Source organism: Burkholderia sp. Ac-20392 (assembly GCF_017104585.1).
Classification (GTDB): Bacteria; Pseudomonadota; Gammaproteobacteria; order Burkholderiales; family Burkholderiaceae; genus Burkholderia; species Burkholderia lata.
Map to the genome: position 1 here is coordinate 48924 of NZ_JAAGPB010000009.1, position 16716 is coordinate 65639.

At 65.0% G+C, this 16716-nt stretch carries 20 protein-coding genes; 11 read left to right on the top strand and 9 right to left on the bottom strand.

The window, feature by feature from the left end; genetic code table 11:
• Positions 1-195 precede the first annotated feature (195 nt).
• Together G3N99_RS02330 and G3N99_RS02335 are read right to left on the bottom strand one after the other, a co-directional pair.
• Positions 196-1152, bottom strand: coding sequence for an alpha/beta hydrolase (locus G3N99_RS02330; RefSeq protein ID WP_346778460.1), 957 nt, complete (start codon positions 1150-1152; stop codon positions 196-198).
• Between the two features lie 45 nt (positions 1153-1197).
• Complete coding sequence (locus G3N99_RS02335) at positions 1198-2064, bottom strand: helix-turn-helix transcriptional regulator (RefSeq protein ID WP_206121541.1); 867 nt, start codon at positions 2062-2064, stop codon at positions 1198-1200.
• A 269-nt stretch (positions 2065-2333) separates the two neighbouring features.
• Here G3N99_RS02335 and G3N99_RS02340 point away from each other — a divergent pair, with 269 nt between their 5' ends.
• Positions 2334-2792 (top strand): GNAT family N-acetyltransferase, encoded by a 459-nt coding sequence (locus tag G3N99_RS02340; RefSeq protein WP_206121542.1) that lies wholly within the window; start codon positions 2334-2336, stop codon positions 2790-2792.
• A 124-nt stretch (positions 2793-2916) separates the two neighbouring features.
• On the opposite strand, the gene G3N99_RS42510 is transcribed toward G3N99_RS02340, so the two are convergent.
• The gene (locus G3N99_RS42510; protein ID WP_206121550.1) at positions 2917-3258 is read right to left on the bottom strand and encodes an SMI1/KNR4 family protein; all 342 of its coding nucleotides are present in this window, start codon (positions 3256-3258) and stop codon (positions 2917-2919) included.
• Between the two features lie 426 nt (positions 3259-3684).
• On the opposite strand from G3N99_RS42510, the gene G3N99_RS02350 reads away from it, so the two are divergent.
• Positions 3685-4914, top strand: a complete 1230-nt coding sequence (locus G3N99_RS02350; RefSeq protein ID WP_174940163.1) for a peptidoglycan DD-metalloendopeptidase family protein — start codon at positions 3685-3687, stop codon at positions 4912-4914.
• A 62-nt stretch (positions 4915-4976) separates the two neighbouring features.
• Here the strand turns inward: G3N99_RS02350 and G3N99_RS02355 are convergent, their stop codons facing one another.
• Together G3N99_RS02355 and G3N99_RS02360 are read right to left on the bottom strand one after the other, a co-directional pair.
• Complete coding sequence (locus G3N99_RS02355; RefSeq protein WP_174938147.1) at positions 4977-5387, bottom strand: GNAT family N-acetyltransferase; 411 nt, start codon at positions 5385-5387, stop codon at positions 4977-4979.
• A 177-nt stretch (positions 5388-5564) separates the two neighbouring features.
• Positions 5565-6692, bottom strand: coding sequence for an aminotransferase class V-fold PLP-dependent enzyme (locus G3N99_RS02360; protein WP_174938145.1), 1128 nt, complete (start codon positions 6690-6692; stop codon positions 5565-5567).
• A gap of 365 nt (positions 6693-7057) precedes the next feature.
• Here G3N99_RS02360 and G3N99_RS02365 point away from each other — a divergent pair, with 365 nt between their 5' ends.
• Positions 7058-8239, top strand: coding sequence for a serine hydrolase domain-containing protein (locus G3N99_RS02365; protein ID WP_174981590.1), 1182 nt, complete (start codon positions 7058-7060; stop codon positions 8237-8239).
• A gap of 109 nt (positions 8240-8348) precedes the next feature.
• On the opposite strand, the gene G3N99_RS02370 is transcribed toward G3N99_RS02365, so the two are convergent.
• From G3N99_RS02370 to G3N99_RS02385, 4 genes are all read right to left on the bottom strand, one after another.
• Complete coding sequence (locus G3N99_RS02370; protein ID WP_174938141.1) at positions 8349-9521, bottom strand: FAD-binding oxidoreductase; 1173 nt, start codon at positions 9519-9521, stop codon at positions 8349-8351.
• Between the two features lie 193 nt (positions 9522-9714).
• Complete coding sequence (locus tag G3N99_RS02375) at positions 9715-10866, bottom strand: branched-chain amino acid ABC transporter substrate-binding protein (RefSeq protein ID WP_089443313.1); 1152 nt, start codon at positions 10864-10866, stop codon at positions 9715-9717.
• A gap of 419 nt (positions 10867-11285) precedes the next feature.
• Complete coding sequence (locus G3N99_RS02380; protein ID WP_174938139.1) at positions 11286-11477, bottom strand: CsbD family protein; 192 nt, start codon at positions 11475-11477, stop codon at positions 11286-11288.
• Between the two features lie 140 nt (positions 11478-11617).
• Positions 11618-13150 carry a helix-turn-helix transcriptional regulator gene (locus G3N99_RS02385; protein ID WP_206121543.1) on the bottom strand — a complete coding sequence of 511 codons (1533 nt, stop codon included), beginning with the start codon at positions 13148-13150 and terminating at the stop codon, positions 11618-11620.
• Positions 13151-13520: 370 nt separating this feature from the next.
• Here G3N99_RS02385 and G3N99_RS02390 point away from each other — a divergent pair, with 370 nt between their 5' ends.
• The 8 genes from G3N99_RS02390 to G3N99_RS02420 all read left to right on the top strand — a co-directional run bounded on the left by G3N99_RS02390 (position 13521) and on the right by G3N99_RS02420 (position 16702).
• Positions 13521-13685, top strand: coding sequence for a hypothetical protein (locus tag G3N99_RS02390; RefSeq protein ID WP_174938135.1), 165 nt, complete (start codon positions 13521-13523; stop codon positions 13683-13685).
• A 55-nt stretch (positions 13686-13740) separates the two neighbouring features.
• Positions 13741-14091, top strand: a complete 351-nt coding sequence (locus G3N99_RS02395; protein ID WP_174981588.1) for a BON domain-containing protein — start codon at positions 13741-13743, stop codon at positions 14089-14091.
• Positions 14092-14148: 57 nt separating this feature from the next.
• Positions 14149-14346 (top strand): CsbD family protein, encoded by a 198-nt coding sequence (locus tag G3N99_RS02400; protein WP_011356274.1) that lies wholly within the window; start codon positions 14149-14151, stop codon positions 14344-14346.
• A gap of 15 nt (positions 14347-14361) precedes the next feature.
• Positions 14362-14493 (top strand): hypothetical protein, encoded by a 132-nt coding sequence (locus G3N99_RS42345; RefSeq protein WP_277396316.1) that lies wholly within the window; start codon positions 14362-14364, stop codon positions 14491-14493.
• Positions 14494-14548: 55 nt separating this feature from the next.
• The gene (locus G3N99_RS02405) at positions 14549-14770 is read left to right on the top strand and encodes a hypothetical protein (RefSeq protein ID WP_174938131.1); all 222 of its coding nucleotides are present in this window, start codon (positions 14549-14551) and stop codon (positions 14768-14770) included.
• 128 nt (positions 14771-14898) lie between these two features.
• Positions 14899-15153 carry a GlsB/YeaQ/YmgE family stress response membrane protein gene (locus G3N99_RS02410; RefSeq protein ID WP_174940074.1) on the top strand — a complete coding sequence of 85 codons (255 nt, stop codon included), beginning with the start codon at positions 14899-14901 and terminating at the stop codon, positions 15151-15153.
• Between the two features lie 203 nt (positions 15154-15356).
• Positions 15357-15968, top strand: a complete 612-nt coding sequence (locus tag G3N99_RS02415; RefSeq protein ID WP_206121544.1) for a sigma-70 family RNA polymerase sigma factor — start codon at positions 15357-15359, stop codon at positions 15966-15968.
• A complete protein-coding gene (locus tag G3N99_RS02420) occupies positions 15965-16702 on the top strand; it encodes an anti-sigma factor (protein WP_206121545.1) in 738 nt (245 codons plus the stop codon). The genes G3N99_RS02415 and G3N99_RS02420 overlap by 4 nt, the downstream gene beginning before the upstream one ends.
• Positions 16703-16716: the final 14 nt, after the last annotated feature.

The following is a 16716-nucleotide window of genomic DNA, read 5'->3' on the forward strand; positions in this document are numbered from 1 at the left end:
ATGCCGCATCGTTCGTGAGCCCGCGTAACGACCTGGCTCCGCGAGTCGTTCGCCGGCGTCGCTTCAGGCGCGTGGCGTGACGCCGTCGCGCATCAACCTTCCATTTGCCTGACAAACGCAGTCACCGTCAAAACCCCCGGCGGCGACATTCGCGCAAGCCGTGGACACCACACGCAAGCTCTGCAACAGTCCAGATCAACGCGCAACGGACAGATGCTGCGTGAACCACTCCACCGCCGCCCGGCTGGTTGCGTCGAAGTGCTCGATATACGGCGTGAAATGTCCGCCCGCGATCATGAGCAGCCGCTTCGGCTCCAGCGCACTTCCCCACGCCTTGAGGCAAAGGTCGGTGGGCGTCAGCAAGTCCTGGTCGGCGACGATCATCAGCAACGGGGTGGGCGAAATGCGGTCGACGTACTGGCCCGGCTCGTTCTCGCGCGACAGCTCGGCGCTGCGCAGCGTCACTTCGTTTTTCCAGTTCGGTGCAAACCGCGCCGCCGATTCGGTGAAGAACCGGTATGCATCCGCGCCCGCCATCGCACAGGCCGCCGTGGGATCTGCGCTGACAGCCGGCAACATCGCCGGCGCACCGCCCGCGAATCGCTGCCGACGATCTTCATCGAAGCGAGCCAGCGCCGCCGGCACCAGATCGGAACGCGTGCGGCGCAACGCCGACTGATAGCCGCTGATCGTCGGCACCTGCGACACCACGCATTTGACGCGCCGGTCGATCGCCGCGACTTCGAGCACGTGGCCGCCGCTGTAACTGGTGCCCCAGATGCCGATGCGTGCGGCGTCGACGTCCGGGCGGGTGAGCAGATAGCTGATCGCATCGCGATAGCCGCGCTTCTGTTGCACGGGGTCGATTTCCTGTCGCGGATACCCGTCGCTCGCGCCGAAATTCCGGTGATCGTAGAGCAGCACGCCAAAGCCGCTGGCGGCAAACACCTCGGCGTAGCGGTCCAGATATTGTTCCTTTACACCGGAGAAGCCGTGCGCCATCACGATGGCCGGATACGTTGCGGTATCGGCGATGTGCTCTGTCGGCTCGTAGTACCAGCCTCGCAGCGTGGCGGCTTCGGACTGGAATTCGATGTCATGTCGCTTCATGTCGGCTTGCCTCGTTCGGTCAGTGTTATCGATGACCGACACGATAAGCGTGCACGCCGCGCCCCGCGTTTGCTGGAAAGACGTTTGCTACGCGGAATCGGACAGTTTCGCGTAAGCGCTGGGCGTCATGCCGGTAAACCGGCGAAACACGGTCGAAAACGCGCTGGTGGTTTCGTAGCCGAGTTCGGCCGCGACGGCGATCACGGAGCGCCCCGATGCCAGCAGCGGACGCGCGGCCGAAATCCGGGCCTGCTGGCGCCACTGGCTGAACGACAGCCCGGTTTCGGCGGTGAACAGGCGGGCCAGTGTCCGGCTCGATGCACCGACTTCATCGGCCCATTCCGTCAGCGTTCGTTGATCGGCCGGATTCGCCAGAATCGCGTCGCAGACTCTGGCAAGACGCCGGTCCTGGCCGGACGGCAGCCGCAACGGTTGCTCGGGCGACCATTCGATTTCGGCCAGCATGAGCTGGATGACGAGATCGTCGCGTCCGTCGGGATTGATCTCAACCGGGAACGCCGACGCGCGCACGATCAACTCACGCAGCAGCGGCGACACGTTGACCAGGCTCGGCTGATCCGGGGTGGCCGATCGGTACGCTTGCGGGTCGACGTAGGCGGTGCGCATTTCGAGCTGCCCGTGGGCGCGCATCGCGTGCGGCAGGTCGGGCGGAATCCACAATGCGCGATGCGGCGGAATCATCCAGAGCGACTGGCACGCTATGACTTCGGCGATGCCGGTCGTGGTGTAGACGAGTTGTGCACGCGGGTGCCGGTGCTCTGCCACGACAAAGCCGTCCGGGAAGGCTTTCGGCATGACAGCGGCGATGCCGGGCGCGTGCTGGTAGTCGCGCGGGTCGGTGCTCTTCGTGACGGGTGCGATCCCGGCCCGCTTCGTGGATGCCGCCGCGTTTTGCTCGATCGCTTTGCCGTGGCCGCGCCCTTCGACCTTCATCGCTCGTCCTCTCGTTTGTGCCGAATCGCCAGGTCATGCGATCCCGGTGAGTCGGACAGATGATACGGGAATGTCGAGGCCCGGGAATCCCGGAATGATGCGGCGAATCGGTAACGCGATCGCGCTGGCGACTCGCTGTACCGTGCACTCGATACGTCGCGCTGAACTTCTAATTTCACCGGTTTCAACAGCGCGCTGCGCGATCTTGGAAGTTCGATTCTGTGCTGCTATCGTTGTGCACCTTTTGACGATTTCGGAGCGGGAGATACATGCCCTTGATCTTGCGTCGAGCGGTTGCAGATGATGCCACCGAGGTAGCCGAAGTCTATCTACGGTCACGCAACACGCTGACATCGTACGCGCCGCTCGCGCATCCGGAAGCCGCCGTCCGCGATTGGGTTGCCAACATGCTTGTGCCGTCGGGCAACGTTACCGTTGCCGTGAACGATGATCGCATCGTCGGCATGGCTGCGCACGTCGTCGCTGACGGCGTGGCATGGCTTGATCAGTTGTATGTGTGCCCCGAATTCAAGCGACAAGGGATTGGTTCCTCCCTTCTCGAATCGGTGAAATCGCAGACGGTTGGCAAGCTCCAGCTCTATACGTTCCAGTTGAATCGCGATGCTGCTGCGTTTTATGAGCGGCACGGGTTCGTTGCGATTGCATACAGTGACGGAAGCCGAAACGAGGAAGGGTGTCCCGATGTTTTGTACTGCTTGACACGGTAGCGCACGAAACGCCTGTCCATGCTGCGCAGCCAAGCGCTTGTCCAAGGGTCCACCGGCATTGCCCTTGGAGCATGCTCATCAACGTAGCGGCCAACACCCCGCCACCATCATGCTCGGCGCGTGCTCAGCCTGATTGTCCCTCGTCGGCGATACGGGCAAGCCACTCCGAAAAGCCCCCCGCTATGCGCTCGCGTCGCGCGTCATCAGGCCAGACCCGAATCACTTGTCCCGAGAAACCGTCGTCCGCGGGATCGAGGTCAATACACAGATGATTGCCGCTACCGTCGTGCGTGAATGGAATCCACTTCAGGTTGTACCAGTCGTCCCCGATGCCTGGATCCGGTTCAGATTCCACGCCGTCGAAATCGCCTCCGTCGACGAGACCTTTCCAGATACGCCATTGCGCGAGGATCTCGTGCGAGCTCAGCAGCGCATCACTTCCGGAAAATTCATCAATCGAAATGATTTATTTTGTCGCGGCTCAATTTAAATCTCGATCCGATTGAAATCAAACTGCTATATTTGTCAGGAAGATGCAAATGATATTAACAAGACCACACCATGACCATTTCTTTTTTATAAATAATCCAATCCAATTAACCGACTATTGAATCCTTTGTCGATCAAAGCAGCTCACGACGCGGCTCGCCACGAGGCTGGGCATGGATGACGCCTCATGGCCACCCTGCAAGGTGATTCCAGATCAATCGACTCCGGTTCACCGAGTGGTCAAATCACTTTGAAACTATCGCATCAACAATTTCATCCGAAGCATCCAATTTAAAAACACATCCGGATATATTTCATTTTCCTTGCAATGATTGGCAAATGATGTAGGCTTGCTGGCGCCGTCATGAACTTCTTGCAAACCATCTTCGCGGTGCATTTAACCATGCGCAATTTATTAAATCGTTCTGCCTCGAATTCGATTCAATACTCCATTGGAATCCTGCTGATTTCAGCCAGCCTTGCCGAAATCGCTCATGCGGCGCCAATCGAGACGTCGTTGCAACGCTCGATCGGGCAGGCGCTTCAATCCCGATCGGGTGGAACGTTGAAGCTGCCGGCCCGGTCGGACGACAGCCTGGTCGAGGCAATCAAAACCGACGACGTTTCCGGGTGGGTATTTGGCACTGCGACACAAATCCTGCACGAGGATGAATCCGGCGATCCCGTCACGAAGCTGTTCATTGCGCGCAACGTGAATGGCCAATGGATCTCGGGTGTGGAGGGCAGCAGCAAGTTTGGAGAATTGCTCGATGCGGCGCCACCTACGCTGCTCGCGGCCGACGAACGGAAAAATCTGGCGTCGAGACGCGCATCGCTTGCACCACGGTCGGCGGCATTGCCGCAACCGGGCCTTGCGTTGCCGTGGGAACAGAATGCCGGGTGGTATTGGACGGGCGGTGCACACGGCTGGTCCGGACAAAGCAGGCCGTATAACTCCCTCGACTTCTCGGGTGGCAACGGCCGCGTGCTGGCGGCGCGAGACGGCTATCTTTACAAGAGCTGCGAGCGCGACGGCAGTGCCATCGTGAAGGTGGTTCACGACAATGGCTATGCGACGACTTATTACCACATGGTCCAGCTGACGTCGCTGAACAGTGGTACGCGTGTTCGCCAGGGGGAATATCTCGGCAGCGTCGGAAACGGCCTGCCGTGCGGCGGACAAACGACGGGGCCGCATGTTCACTTTTCATTGAGCAAGGATGGCAATGACGTGTCCGTCAATGGCATGACGATCGGCGGCTGGCAATTCTTCGAAGGCACTTCGCCATATTCCGGATACGCGGTTCGCAATCAGCGACGCGTCTCCCCGCAGGCGTGGCTGGTCAACTACGGGAGTGCGGATTCCGGCGATCCGTCCACGCCCGTCAGCGCGCGTGTCCAGGCACCGGGTTCAGCGAATCTGCGCAGCGCGCCTTCATTGTCGGCGCCGGTCGTCGGTTCGCTCGAGAATGGGCGCACCGTCCAGCTCGCTTGCCACCAGTACGGCGACTCCGTGAACGGCAACTGGGGCGCCACACGGCTTTGGTATCGACTCGACTCGAATCAATGGATCTCCGACGGATTCGTCTACACGGGCAGCAACGACCCGGTGGTGCCGGAATGCGTGAATTAGCGCGGGCGCACCGGCGTACGCCGGTGCCGCCGCACCGCGACAGGAAAAACGACGCCCCACCGTTACATGATGCGCAGAAACATCCCCGCCTTCTCGGGCAACAGTGACGGTTGAAAACCGTAACGCTCGTAGAACTTCGGTGTCCCGTGATCCGCCATCAGGCTGACATAGGCGGTCGGCGGCGCATGCTCGTGAACGTAGCCCATGAGCGCCTGCATGATCAGGTCGCCCACGCCTTTCTTCTGGTGAGCGGGCAACACCGCGATATCGACGATCTCGAAGAAACAACCGCCGTCGCCAATTACCCGGCCAATACCGACCGGATCGCTATCGCAATACGCCACGACGCTGAATAACCCATTCCTCAACCCGATCGTCGCAGCCTGCTCCGACTTCCTGCTCAGCCCTGCGGCAAGACGAATGTCGATGTATGTGGATACCGCCGGGACTTCCTGTCGAACGACGTATGCCATGCGAACCCTTCAGGTTAGCCGTACAGGCAGATGGACCGCCCTCGCCGCGCATGAGTACATCGAACCACAAACCCGAACGCGCGCATCAGACAACACCACGACCATCAATCCGGCGAGGCGATAGACCGCAGGTGCAGCCACCCACCGTCCAACACCTCGCCAATTCCACCAAGCGCCTTAAAGAACCCGCTCCAGCGCATCCGCAAACCGTGCAACTGCTCCATCGACATCATGCAGCTTGTCGAGGCCGAACAACCCGAGGCGGAAGGTCTTGAAATCCTCCCCCTCGTCACATTGCAACGGAACGCCGGCCGCGATCTGCAACCCGACATCCGCAAACTTCTTCCCGGTGCGAATCCCGTCGTCATCCGTATAACTGACCACGACACCCGGTGCCTCGAACCCTTCCGCCGCCACGCTCCGGAAACCCTTCCCGGCCAGCAACGCACGAATCCGCTTGCCGAGCTCGAGCTGCTCCGCCTTCACCTTGTCGAAGCCGTACGCCTCGGTTTCCTTCATCACGTCGCGCAGCGTCGTGAGGCTGTCGGTGGGCATCGTCGCGTGGTACGCGAACCCGCCGCCTTCATAGGCTTCCATGATCTGCAGCCACTTGCGCAGATCGCACGCGAAGCTGGTGCTGGTCGTGCCATCGATGCGTTCGCGGGCCAGCTCGCCGAGCATGACCATCGCGCAGCACGGCGACGCGCTCCAGCCCTTCTGCGGCGCGCTGATCAGGATATCGACGCCGCTCGCCTGCATGTCGACCCACACCGTGCCGGACGCGATGCAATCCAGCACGAACATGCCGCCGACCGCATGCACGGCGTCGGACACCGCACGCAGATACCCGTCGGGCAGCATCATCCCGGACGCGGTTTCAACATGCGGCGCAAACACCAGATCCGGCTTGTGCTCCTTGATCGCGGCGACCACTTCGTCGATCGGGGCCGGCGCATACGCGGCCTGCCGCCCTGCTTCGACCGGGCGCGCCTTCAGCACCGTCGTTTCGGACGGAATGCTGCCCATGTCGAAGATCTGCGACCAGCGGAAGCTGAACCAGCCGTTGCGGATGACCAGGCACTTCTTGTTCGTTGCGAACTGCCGCGCGACGGCTTCCATGCCGAACGTCCCGCTGCCGGGGACGATCACGACGGACTTCGCGTTGTAGACTTTTTTCAGCGTGCCGGAGATGTCGCGCATGACGCCCTGAAAGCGTTGCGACATATGGTTGACCGATCGATCGGTGTACACCACCGAATATTCGAGGAGCCCCTCGCGGTCAACATCGGGAAGTAATCCTGGCATGCTCGCCTCCGGTGAAAGATGAACGATGGAATCCGGGTGAGCAGTGTCCGTGATGCGATACCGCGCTGCACCCATGCAATTGCGTTATTTTCTCGACGAAAGCAGATTCTAACGAAGGCCGCGCGCCGCTTGGGGCATATTTTGTCGGCTGCCCGGCGCAGGTGCGACGGGGCGCCGCCGCCAGCCGCAGCGCCGCGCCGCCACGGAACCGCCGCGGCCCCCGGCTGAATCGCCCGCCCCGTGGCCGTCCACGCCGGCCGTTGCAGCGCACGAAGCCCGCGAAGCCCTGTTCCATGTATGGATAAACGGCACGATCGGGGCATGCCGCCTACCATGTCGGCTCACCCGTCACGACAGAGTCTTCGATGATCCCCAACCGCGCGTCATCCCAGCAGCCGTCGACCGATCCCGCACTCGCCGAGCGCGTCGATGCGGTACTGTCCCGTCAACTCGACACGCACCGCCTCGTCGGCGTGGTCGTCCTGATCGCACGCGACGGCGAACTCGTCTATCGCCGCGCGGCCGGGTTCGCCGATCGCGAAGCACGCACGCCGATGCAAGAGGACACGCTGTTCAGGCTCGCGTCGGTGACGAAGCCGATCGTCGCGACGGCCGCCATGGCGCTCGTTGCACAGCACAAGCTGTCGCTCGACGACGACGTCACGCGCTGGTTGCCCGAGTTCCGCCCGGCACTGCGTGACGGCAGCGTGCCGGCGATCAAGGTGCGTCACCTGCTCACGCATACCGCCGGCCTCGGCTATCGCTTCGCGGAAGCCGACGCGACTGGCCCGTACGCGCGCGCGGGCGCCTCCGACGGGCTCGACGGCGCATCGATCACGCTCGCCGAAAACATGCGCCGGATCGCGAGCGTGCCGTTGCAGTACGCACCCGGCACCGGCTGGAACTACTCGCTCTCCATCGACGTGGTCGGCGCAGTGATCGAGGCCGTCAGCGGGCTGCCGCTCGCCGATGCGGTCGATGCGCTCGTGCTTCGCCCGCTCGGCACCCGCGACACGGGATTCGTCGCACGCGACGCCGCGCGGCTAGCAACGCCCTACGTCAACGACACGCCGCAGCCGCACCGGCTCGCCGAGAACGAAGCCGTACCCATCTTCGAAGGGTCCGTCGGCGTGACGTACTCGCCGTCCCGCGCGCTCAATGCGGAAGCATTCGCATCGGGCGGCGCCGGGATGGTCGGCACCGCCGGCGACGTGCTGAACGTGCTGGACACGCTGCGGGCGGGCGGCGGCGCAGTCTTGCCGGCCGAGCTGGTCGACGAGATGGGCCGCGTCCACACCGGCAACCTCGAGCTGCCCGACCTGCCGGGTGCGGGTTACGGGATCGGGTTTTCCGTGTTGCGCGACCCGCGCGCGGCGCTGTCGCCGGAGTCCCCGGGCACCTGGCGCTGGGGCGGCGTCTACGGTCATTCGTGGTTCGTCGACCGCGCACGCGGGCTCACCGTCGTGTCGCTGTCGAACACGCTCTACGAAGGGATGAACGGCCCGTACACGCTCGATCTGCGCGACGCGGTCTACGGCGTCGGCTGACGCGCGCTACACCCTTGCACGCGCAACGAAAAAAGGCCCGACACGGTCGGGCCAATGAGGTGAGACACAAGGAGAATCCCGCCCACCACACCGGGCGGGTTACGCCGCGCTACACGACGTTCTTTTCGACGATCGGCCGGTTCTCCAGCACGCGCGACCAACCGAGCGTCGACAGGTCGAGCGTGTCGTAACGCCCGCCCAGAATGAGTTCACTGACGCCGCGCCCCGTCGCCGGCCCTTGCTGCAGCCCGTGGCCGCTGTAGCCGTTCGCGAACACGACGTTGTCGAGTTCCGGGTGATACCCGATGATCGCGTTGTGGTCGAACACGTTGTACTCGTAGTAGCCGGACCAGCAGTTCTCCACGCGCAGCGCCTCGAATTCCGGCACGCGATTCGCGAGCGTCGGCCAGATCACCTCGTCGAACAGGTCGTGATCGACTTCGTCGAGCGGCAGGTCGTCCGGGTCGCGATCCGGGCTCGGCGACGTCCCGCAGATATACGTGCGCCCTTCCGGCCGGAAGTACACGCCGGTCGGATCGATCAGCAGCGGGCAATCCGTGAGCTTCGCCGGCGACGACACGTTGAAGATGCTGCGGCGCCGCGCATACACGGGGATGTCGATGCCCATCATCGACGACAGCGTGCGCGTCCACGCCCCTGCCGCGTTGACGAGCGTGTCGCACGCATAGCGTTCGCCGTCGGCCGTGACCACCTGCGTCACCTTGCGGCCGTCGCGCACCACCTCCTTCACATCGGACGGCACGTAGCGCGCACCCAGCGCCTGCGCCTTCTTGCGCAGCGCCTGCACGAGCCCGTAGCCGTCGAACCAGCCTTCGCCGCTCACGCCATACGCGCCCGACACGAGATCGTCGACGTTCAGCCACGGAAACTTCGCGCGCAACGCATCGCGATCCATCAGCCGGATGTCCGCGCCGAGGCTCGTCTGCAGCGCATGATTCTCGCGCAGTGTCGAGTCGCCGGCCGGCGTCGCGAGGAACAGGTAGCCGCCTTCGTGCAGGTCGATCGACGGCTGGTGGCCGTCCACTTCGAGGCGTTCACCGATCGTGCGCAGGAAGTCGATGCCGAACAGCGACATCTCGATCGACAGCGGCGTCGAGAACTGCTGGCGAATCGACGCGGCCGACAACGCCGACGACGATCGCGCATAGGTGGGGTCGCGCTCGATCACGGTCACGGAAACCGTGGGATCGGTGGCGCGCAGGAAATAGGCGATCGAGCTGCCGATCACACCACCGCCGACGATGACGACTTGAGAACTCACGACTGACTCCAGTTGCACAGGTTGGGCGCGGCCAGCCGGCCCCGCCCGTGGGTTGTTCGTGCCGCGTCATGCGCGGCGTCGCGCGGGCAGACTCGTGCGGCTGTCCCACCGGCGTGCGCCGCGATCGCAACCGATCGCTGATGGCATTTCAGCACGTCCGGCGTCGCCGCGAAAGTCCGCGCGCGGGTTGCGTTCAATCCGCCGATTTCGTCGTGACGGGCTGCCACGCGGCGTTCTTCACCTCATACAGCGTCGAGCTCGGGTTCTTCAGGTCGCCCGTGTTCGTGAACGCGATGGTGCCCGTGATGCCGTCGTAGCGCGTGCCCTTCAGCGCGCCGTTGAAATCGGCCGGCTTCGTCGAGTTCGCCTTCTGCATCGCGTTGATCGCGATCCACGTCGCGTCGTACGCGAACGGCGCGTACGCGAGCATGTCGATGCCGTACTTCTGCTTGAATTTCGTTTCGAACTCCTTGCCCTTCGCGAGACGCGCCAGCGGCTGCCCGTATTCCCACACGGACGCGCCTTCCGCCGCATTGCCGGCCAGCTTGATGAAGTTCGCGTTCATCACGCCGCCGCCCGCGAGGAACTGCGCGCGGATGCCGAGCTGGCGCATGCGCTTCACGAGCATCGCGGCCTGCGCGTCGAGGCCGCCGAAGAACACGAGATCGGCATTGGTGCTCTTGATCTTCGTGAGCTGCGCGCTGAAGTCCACCGCCTTGTCGTTCGTGAATTCGCGCGCGACGATCGTGCCGCCGTTCGCCTTCACGGACTTCTCGAATTCGTCGGCTTCGCCCTGGCCGAACGCGGTGCGATCGTCGATGATCGCGATGCGCTTCGCCTTGGTCACGCTCGCCGCATAGGCGCCTGCGTTGCCGGCGTTCTGCGTGTCGGTCGCGATCACGCGGTACACGGTGCCGAGCCCGGCGCGCGTGATGTCGGGATTGGTCGCCGACGGCGTGATCATCGGAATGCCGGCCTTCGCGTAGATCTTCGATGCGGGCAGCGTCGTGCCCGAGTTGAAGTGGCCGATCACGACGGCCACCTGCGCGTCGGCGAGCTGCTGCGCGGCCTGCACGCCGGTGCGCGGATCGCTCTGGTCGTCCTGCGACGCGACGACGAACTTCACGGGCTTGCCGCCCACCGTCGTATGCGCGGCATTCGCTTCGTCGACGGCCATGCGCACGCCGTTCTCGATGTCCTTGCCGTACGCGGCGCCACCGCCCGTCAGCGGGCCGGCCACGCCGACCTTGACGACCGTCTCCTGCGCATGAACCGCGCCGGTCTGGAGCGCGAGGATCGCGGCGGTCAATGCGACGCCGGAAAGCGAACGAATGCGGAACGTCATGACAATCCTTGTTCTGGGGGCCGGGATGCAACGCGCGATCGCCGCGCGTCGGCAACCTCCCGCGTGCCGGTCATCTCGTCCGCCGCCGGGGCGTCATGCAACGTCCCGACTGACCGATCGATCGCCGCGGCTCCGTCTCCGAAGAGCCTTTCATCGCGAAAGAGGTGAATGGATTGTGGATAGCCAATACCCGTGCAGCAAACGAAATATCGGAACTATGTTGTGAGGATTTGTCATCAAGTTCCGCGTTCGCGGCCGCCCCGCGGCCCACGCAACGGTGAGCCGTGGGTAAATCGTTGCAGTGGGAAGCCCTGCCGGCGCCCGTCCCTCAAGGCCGCCCGTGGTCATGCCGGCGGCGCATCATCGTTGCGATGACGGCCCGGCCGGCCGTCGCGACGTCTGCGGCGCCGCGTCATCGGTCAGTGCCGATCGGTGTCCGTCTGCTTGCGCACCGCGTCGGCCGCCTCGCCGGCCTGCTCCTGCATCTTGCCGGCCTCCTGTTCGGCGACGCCTTCCGCTTCCGTCTTGCGGTCGCCCGTCACCTTGCCGAGCGCTTCCTTGACCGAACCCTTGACCTGCTTGAGCTTGCCTTCGATGCGATTCCTGTCCATGGTCGTCTCCTGCGATGGTTGGGGAGAGTCGACGATGTGACGGCCAGCGCCGCACCGCCGAGTGGACAGGATCGCAAGCGGGCGCCGCGTGCGGTAGATGCGGATGCACCAGCGCACATGGTGCATTCGTACCGACGGCGTCAGCCCTTGTCTTTCGCGCCGCCCTTCTCGCCGCGCGCCCCATTCGCTTCGGATGCGCCGACGATCCCGCGTTCGCGCGCCCACACGATCGCCTCGCCGCGGCTGTGCACGTCGAGCTTCGCGTAGATGGTCGCGACGTGATTGCGCACGGTGTTCGGCGCGAGCCCGAGGCGGCCGGCGATCTCCTTGTCGGCCAGGCCGTGGCACAGCAGGTCGAACACGTCGCGCTCGCGCGCGGTCAGGTCCGACAGTTGGGCGCCCGCATCCGGCGCATTCGCGCGCCGCACGTTCGCGAGCTTCTCGATCAGCGTGCGGCTGAACCACGACGCATCCTGCATCGCCGTTTCGATCGCGTAGACGAGCTCCATCTCCGTGCGCTTGCGATCGCTGATGTCGAGCAGCGCGACGAGCAGGCAGTCGCGCCCGTGGATCGCGACGGGGTCGGCCGACACGACGCAATCGCGCACGTCGCCTTCGCGCGTGCGGATCTGCACGTCGGCATTGCGCACGTTGCCGTCGCGCGCGAGCCGGCCCTCGATGCGCTGCCACGCGCCGCGTTCGGCCCACAGCCCGATCTCGTCCGCGGATTTGCCGAGCAGGTCGTCCTGCGCATGGCCCGTCATCGCGGCGAATGCGCCGTTCACGTCGAGCAATTCGACGCGGTCGGCCGTGACGATCGCGGTGGCGACCGGCGCCATCCGGAACGCAGTCGCGAAGCGTTCCTCGCTCTGCCGCAGCGCGCGCTCGGCCTGCTTGCGCGGCTCGAGATCCATGAACGTGAACAGCATGCACGCTTCGTCGTTCATGTCGATCGGCTGCCCGGCGACGACCACGGCCTTCGCGCTGCCGTCCGCGAGCTTCAGCACAGCCTCCATCTGCGGAATCGTCGCGCCTTCGCCCAGCCGCTCGATCGCGAGTTCGCGCCGCTCGGCCTGGTCAAGCACGTCGATCTCGTACACCGAACGGCCGAGCACGTCGTCGCGCGCGTGGCCGGTCATGTCCAGAAAACCCTGGTTGACCTTCACGTAGCGCAGGTCGTCGAGCCGGCAGATCACGGCCGGCGCCGGGTTCGCGTTGAAGGTGCGCTCGAAGCGTTCCTCGGCGCTCGCCCATTCGGTCGCATCGTGCAGCACGAGCGCGAGGCAGTCGGGTTCGCCCGCCGCGTTCGTCAGCACGAGGCTGCGGATGCGGTGGACCCAGCTCACGGATTCGTCGGCGGCCGATTCGACTTCGACCGTCACGTCGCTGAATTCCTCGCCCGCGATCACGCGATCCATCGGATAGTGGCCGTCGCGCACCGGGTGGTTGTTCCGGTAGCGCAGCCGGAAGCGCTCGCGGTAATCGGTGACGGTCGCACCGAGCGCCTTCAGCTCGGTCACGCCGTGCATCGCGAGCGCGGCCTCGTTCGCCCAGACGATCCGCTGGTCGGGCTCGACGAGGATCACGCCCTCGGTGAGCCCCGCGATGATCTGGTGCAACTGGCGCCGGTCCGTATGCGACTTCAGCGCCTGTTCGTTTACCTGTTCGTTCATCGAATGGTTGTCCCTGTCGTCTGCATGACCGCCGGCCCGGTTGCCGCTTCGTCGACACGCGCCGGCCGGCGCGTGTGGCGATGATCGCGTGCCGCACCGGTGCGCGACAGGCGCGATTGCACTATTCGTCATAGTACATTCGCACGGCCTGCCGCCACCGTGCGGTGTCCCGCCGATCCCCGAAGCATCCACTGCGCCTGCTTTCCGCGCGTCCCGGCCACCGGGCGCACCGCCTCCCCGTTACGACGCCCCGTGCAAACGCACTAGCCGATCAGGTGAATTTGCGCGATGTCCGCGCACGTTCGCATCGGTACGCTGGTCCTGCATCGGCGCTCATGCGCTGCCTTCCGAACCGCAGAGGAGAAGCACGATGAAGCTGCATCAGACACCCGATCCGACGCGGCCCGAACCGCCGCCTGACAGCCCGCCCGAACCGCCGCCCGGCACCGATCCGCCGGTGCCGCTGCCGCCCGACGTGCCGCGCCCGGACATCCCGCCGCGCGAGCCCGGCTACGACACGCCGATCGTCAAGTAATGCGCGGCGCCGCTCGCATTCATCGATTCATTACGCCAAGCGAAGGAGAACATCCATGAACCAGACCCGCCCCCTTTCGACGCTGCTCGCCGTCAGCGCGGCTTTCCTGCTGAGTGCCGCGCCGCTCACGAACGCGGTTGCGCAGGACGCATCGACCGACAACGGCATGAAGGCCGAATCGAACCAGCCCGTCTCCGACACGTGGATCACGACCAAGGTGAAGGGCCGGCTGGCCACGGTCGACGGCCTGAAGAGCGTCGACATCAGCGTGACGACGGTCGACGGCGTCGTCACGCTCACCGGCGTGCTGCCGACGAAGATCGCCGTGAAGAAGGCGATCGCCGTATCGCGCGCGGTCAAGGGCGTGAAGCACGTCGACGCATCCGGCCTGAAGGCGAAGGCCTGACGTTCCGGCGCGGCACGCCGCCGCGCCTTTTATCCCCTGCATGACAAGGAGCACACGATGAACGAGGACAAGATCAAGGGCCAGTGGAAGCAACTCTCCGGCAAGCTGAAGGCCAAGTGGGGCAAGCTGACCGACGACGACCTGGCCGTCGCGGAAGGCAATCGCGAGTATCTGGCCGGCAAGATCCAGGAGCGTTACGGGATCGCCCGCGACGCGGCCGAGAAGCAGTTGAAGGAATTCGACCGCGAGCTGTGACGCGATGGCGCATTGATGCAACCGCCGCGGCGCCCACGGCGTCGCGGCCACCAGGACAACGACATGGGCAAATACCTGATCGCCTGGCTGCTCGGCGTGCCGGTCGGGCTGCTGGTGCTGTTTTATCTGATCACGCACGTCTTCTGACCGGGCCTGCTCGATCAAGCCGAACAATACAACGCGTTTTTCAGGGAGATAAACCATGAAATTTCTTTCGATATCGGTCGCCTGCATCGCCTTGATGACCGCTTCGATCCCGGGATTTGCCGCGGGTTGCCTGAAGGGCGCAGCGGTGGGCGGGGTCGCCGGCCATGTCGCAGGGCACCATGGGGCAGTGGGCGCCGCCGCGGGTTGCGCAATCGGCCATCACCAAGCGGCAAAGAAAGCCAAGGCGGCCAGCGCCGCAACTGCCGCCTCGCAATGATCGAGTCACGTCGGGGCCGGTCGACGTTCTCCGGAACCGCCGACGTTGCACAACGTGCCGGCTGCCGCAGGTAAAGGCGTGGCCACCGGATTTGCAACTATTTCGCCAATCCAAAGGGAATATCGTTCATGGACATGCATGGCTTGATCGTATGGCTGGTCATCGGCGCCATCGCCGGCTGGCTGGCGGGCGTACTCGTCAAGGGCAGCGGTTTCGGCCTGCTCATCGACATCGTCGTCGGCATCGTGGGCGCGGTGATCGGCGGTTGGCTCGCCGGGTTGCTCGGTATCGGCTTCAGCGGAATGCTCGGTTCGATCGTCATCGCCCTCATCGGCGCCGTGATCCTCTTGCTCGTGATCCGCCTGTTCCGTCGCGCAACGTGACGGGTCATCCCGCGCGCCGGATGCGGGGCTGACGCCGGCATCCGGGCGGCGAATTCGTTCGTATCTGGCTCATCGGGCACGATGCAGGCCGCCGCTCCGCGCGGCGTCCTGCGCGTGTCAGCCACCGATGACCCATTCAGATGCGTCCGATGCTATATTCCGCTCGACATTCACGCAGAGGCGATCCGCGCCCCTTCCTCCGCATGAACGACACGCCAGATAGTGCCGAGCGCTTCGGTCCGTCAGAGTCTTCACGCGATGGCGACGCCGATGCCGCGCGTCGCGCGCACCTGAATCAGGTCATGCTGCGGGTCGCACGCGGCGACCAGGCGGCCTTCGCCGAGTTGTACCGGCTGACGTCGTCGCGCGTGTTCGGCATCGTCATCCGCATGCTCCACGACCAGGGCGAGGCCGAGGATCTGCTGCAGGAGGTCTACACCACCGCGTGGCGCCGTGCCGACACGTTCGACCCTGCGCGCGGCGGCGCCATGACCTGGCTGATCACGCTGGCCCGCAACCGGGCGATCGACCGGATGCGGCAGCATCGCGAGACGCCGCTCGACGAGGAGCAGGTGCTCGACCTGCCCGACGACGACCCGACACCCGCCGCGCTGGCGGAAGCCAGCCAGGAGCGGCAGCGCCTGGAGCGCTGCCTGGAACGGCTCGAACCGCCCCAGCGCCGCGCCGTGCGCGAGGCCTTCTTCAGCGGTGCGACCTACGCCGAGTTGGCGGCGCGACTGCGCGTGCCGCTCGGAACCCTGAAAAGCTGGATCCGGCGCAGCCTGATGCAGTTGAAGGTGTGTCTGGAACAATGAATACGCCAGCCGATCACGATGCCGAACTGCGCTGCGCCGAATATGCACTCGGCGTGCTCGATGCCGATGCGCGCAGCGAACTGGAGCAGGCCGTCGCCCGCGACCCGGCGTTGCAGGCTACGCTCGATCGTTGGCAGCACCACGTCGCGCCGCTCGGCGACGATGTTGCGCCCGTCGAGCCGCCCGGCCGGATCTGGACGCGGATCCAGCGCGATCTCGGCTTCTTCTCCGCACCGTCCGCGCCCGGCACGGCGCCGTCCGGCGGCTGGTGGAACAACCTGAAGCTGTGGCGCTGGGTCGGCATGGGCGCGAGCGCCGCCGCGCTGGGGCTGCTCGCCGTCAATCTGTTCTGGTTGCACGAAGCGCCGCCCGAGCGCACCGCCGTCGTGGAGAACCCCTACATGGTCGCCACGCTGGCCCGGTCCGACGGCGTCGCGCACTGGACCGCCACGGTCGACCTGCGGCGCGCCCGGATGGTCGTGGTGCCGGCCGACAAGCCGACGATCGCCGCGAACCGCTCGACCGAGCTCTGGTTGATTCCACCCCACGCGAAACCGGTTTCGCTCGGCGTCTTCCCGCCCGACGCGCCCGCGTCGATTACGCTGCCGCCCGCGGTCGTCGCGCAACTCAGCGCACGCGCGGTGCTCGCCGTGTCGATCGAGCCGAGCGGCGGGTCGCCGACCGGTCAACCGACCGGCCCGGTACTCGCCACCGGCACGATGCACGCGGCATAACCCGCGCCGCCGAC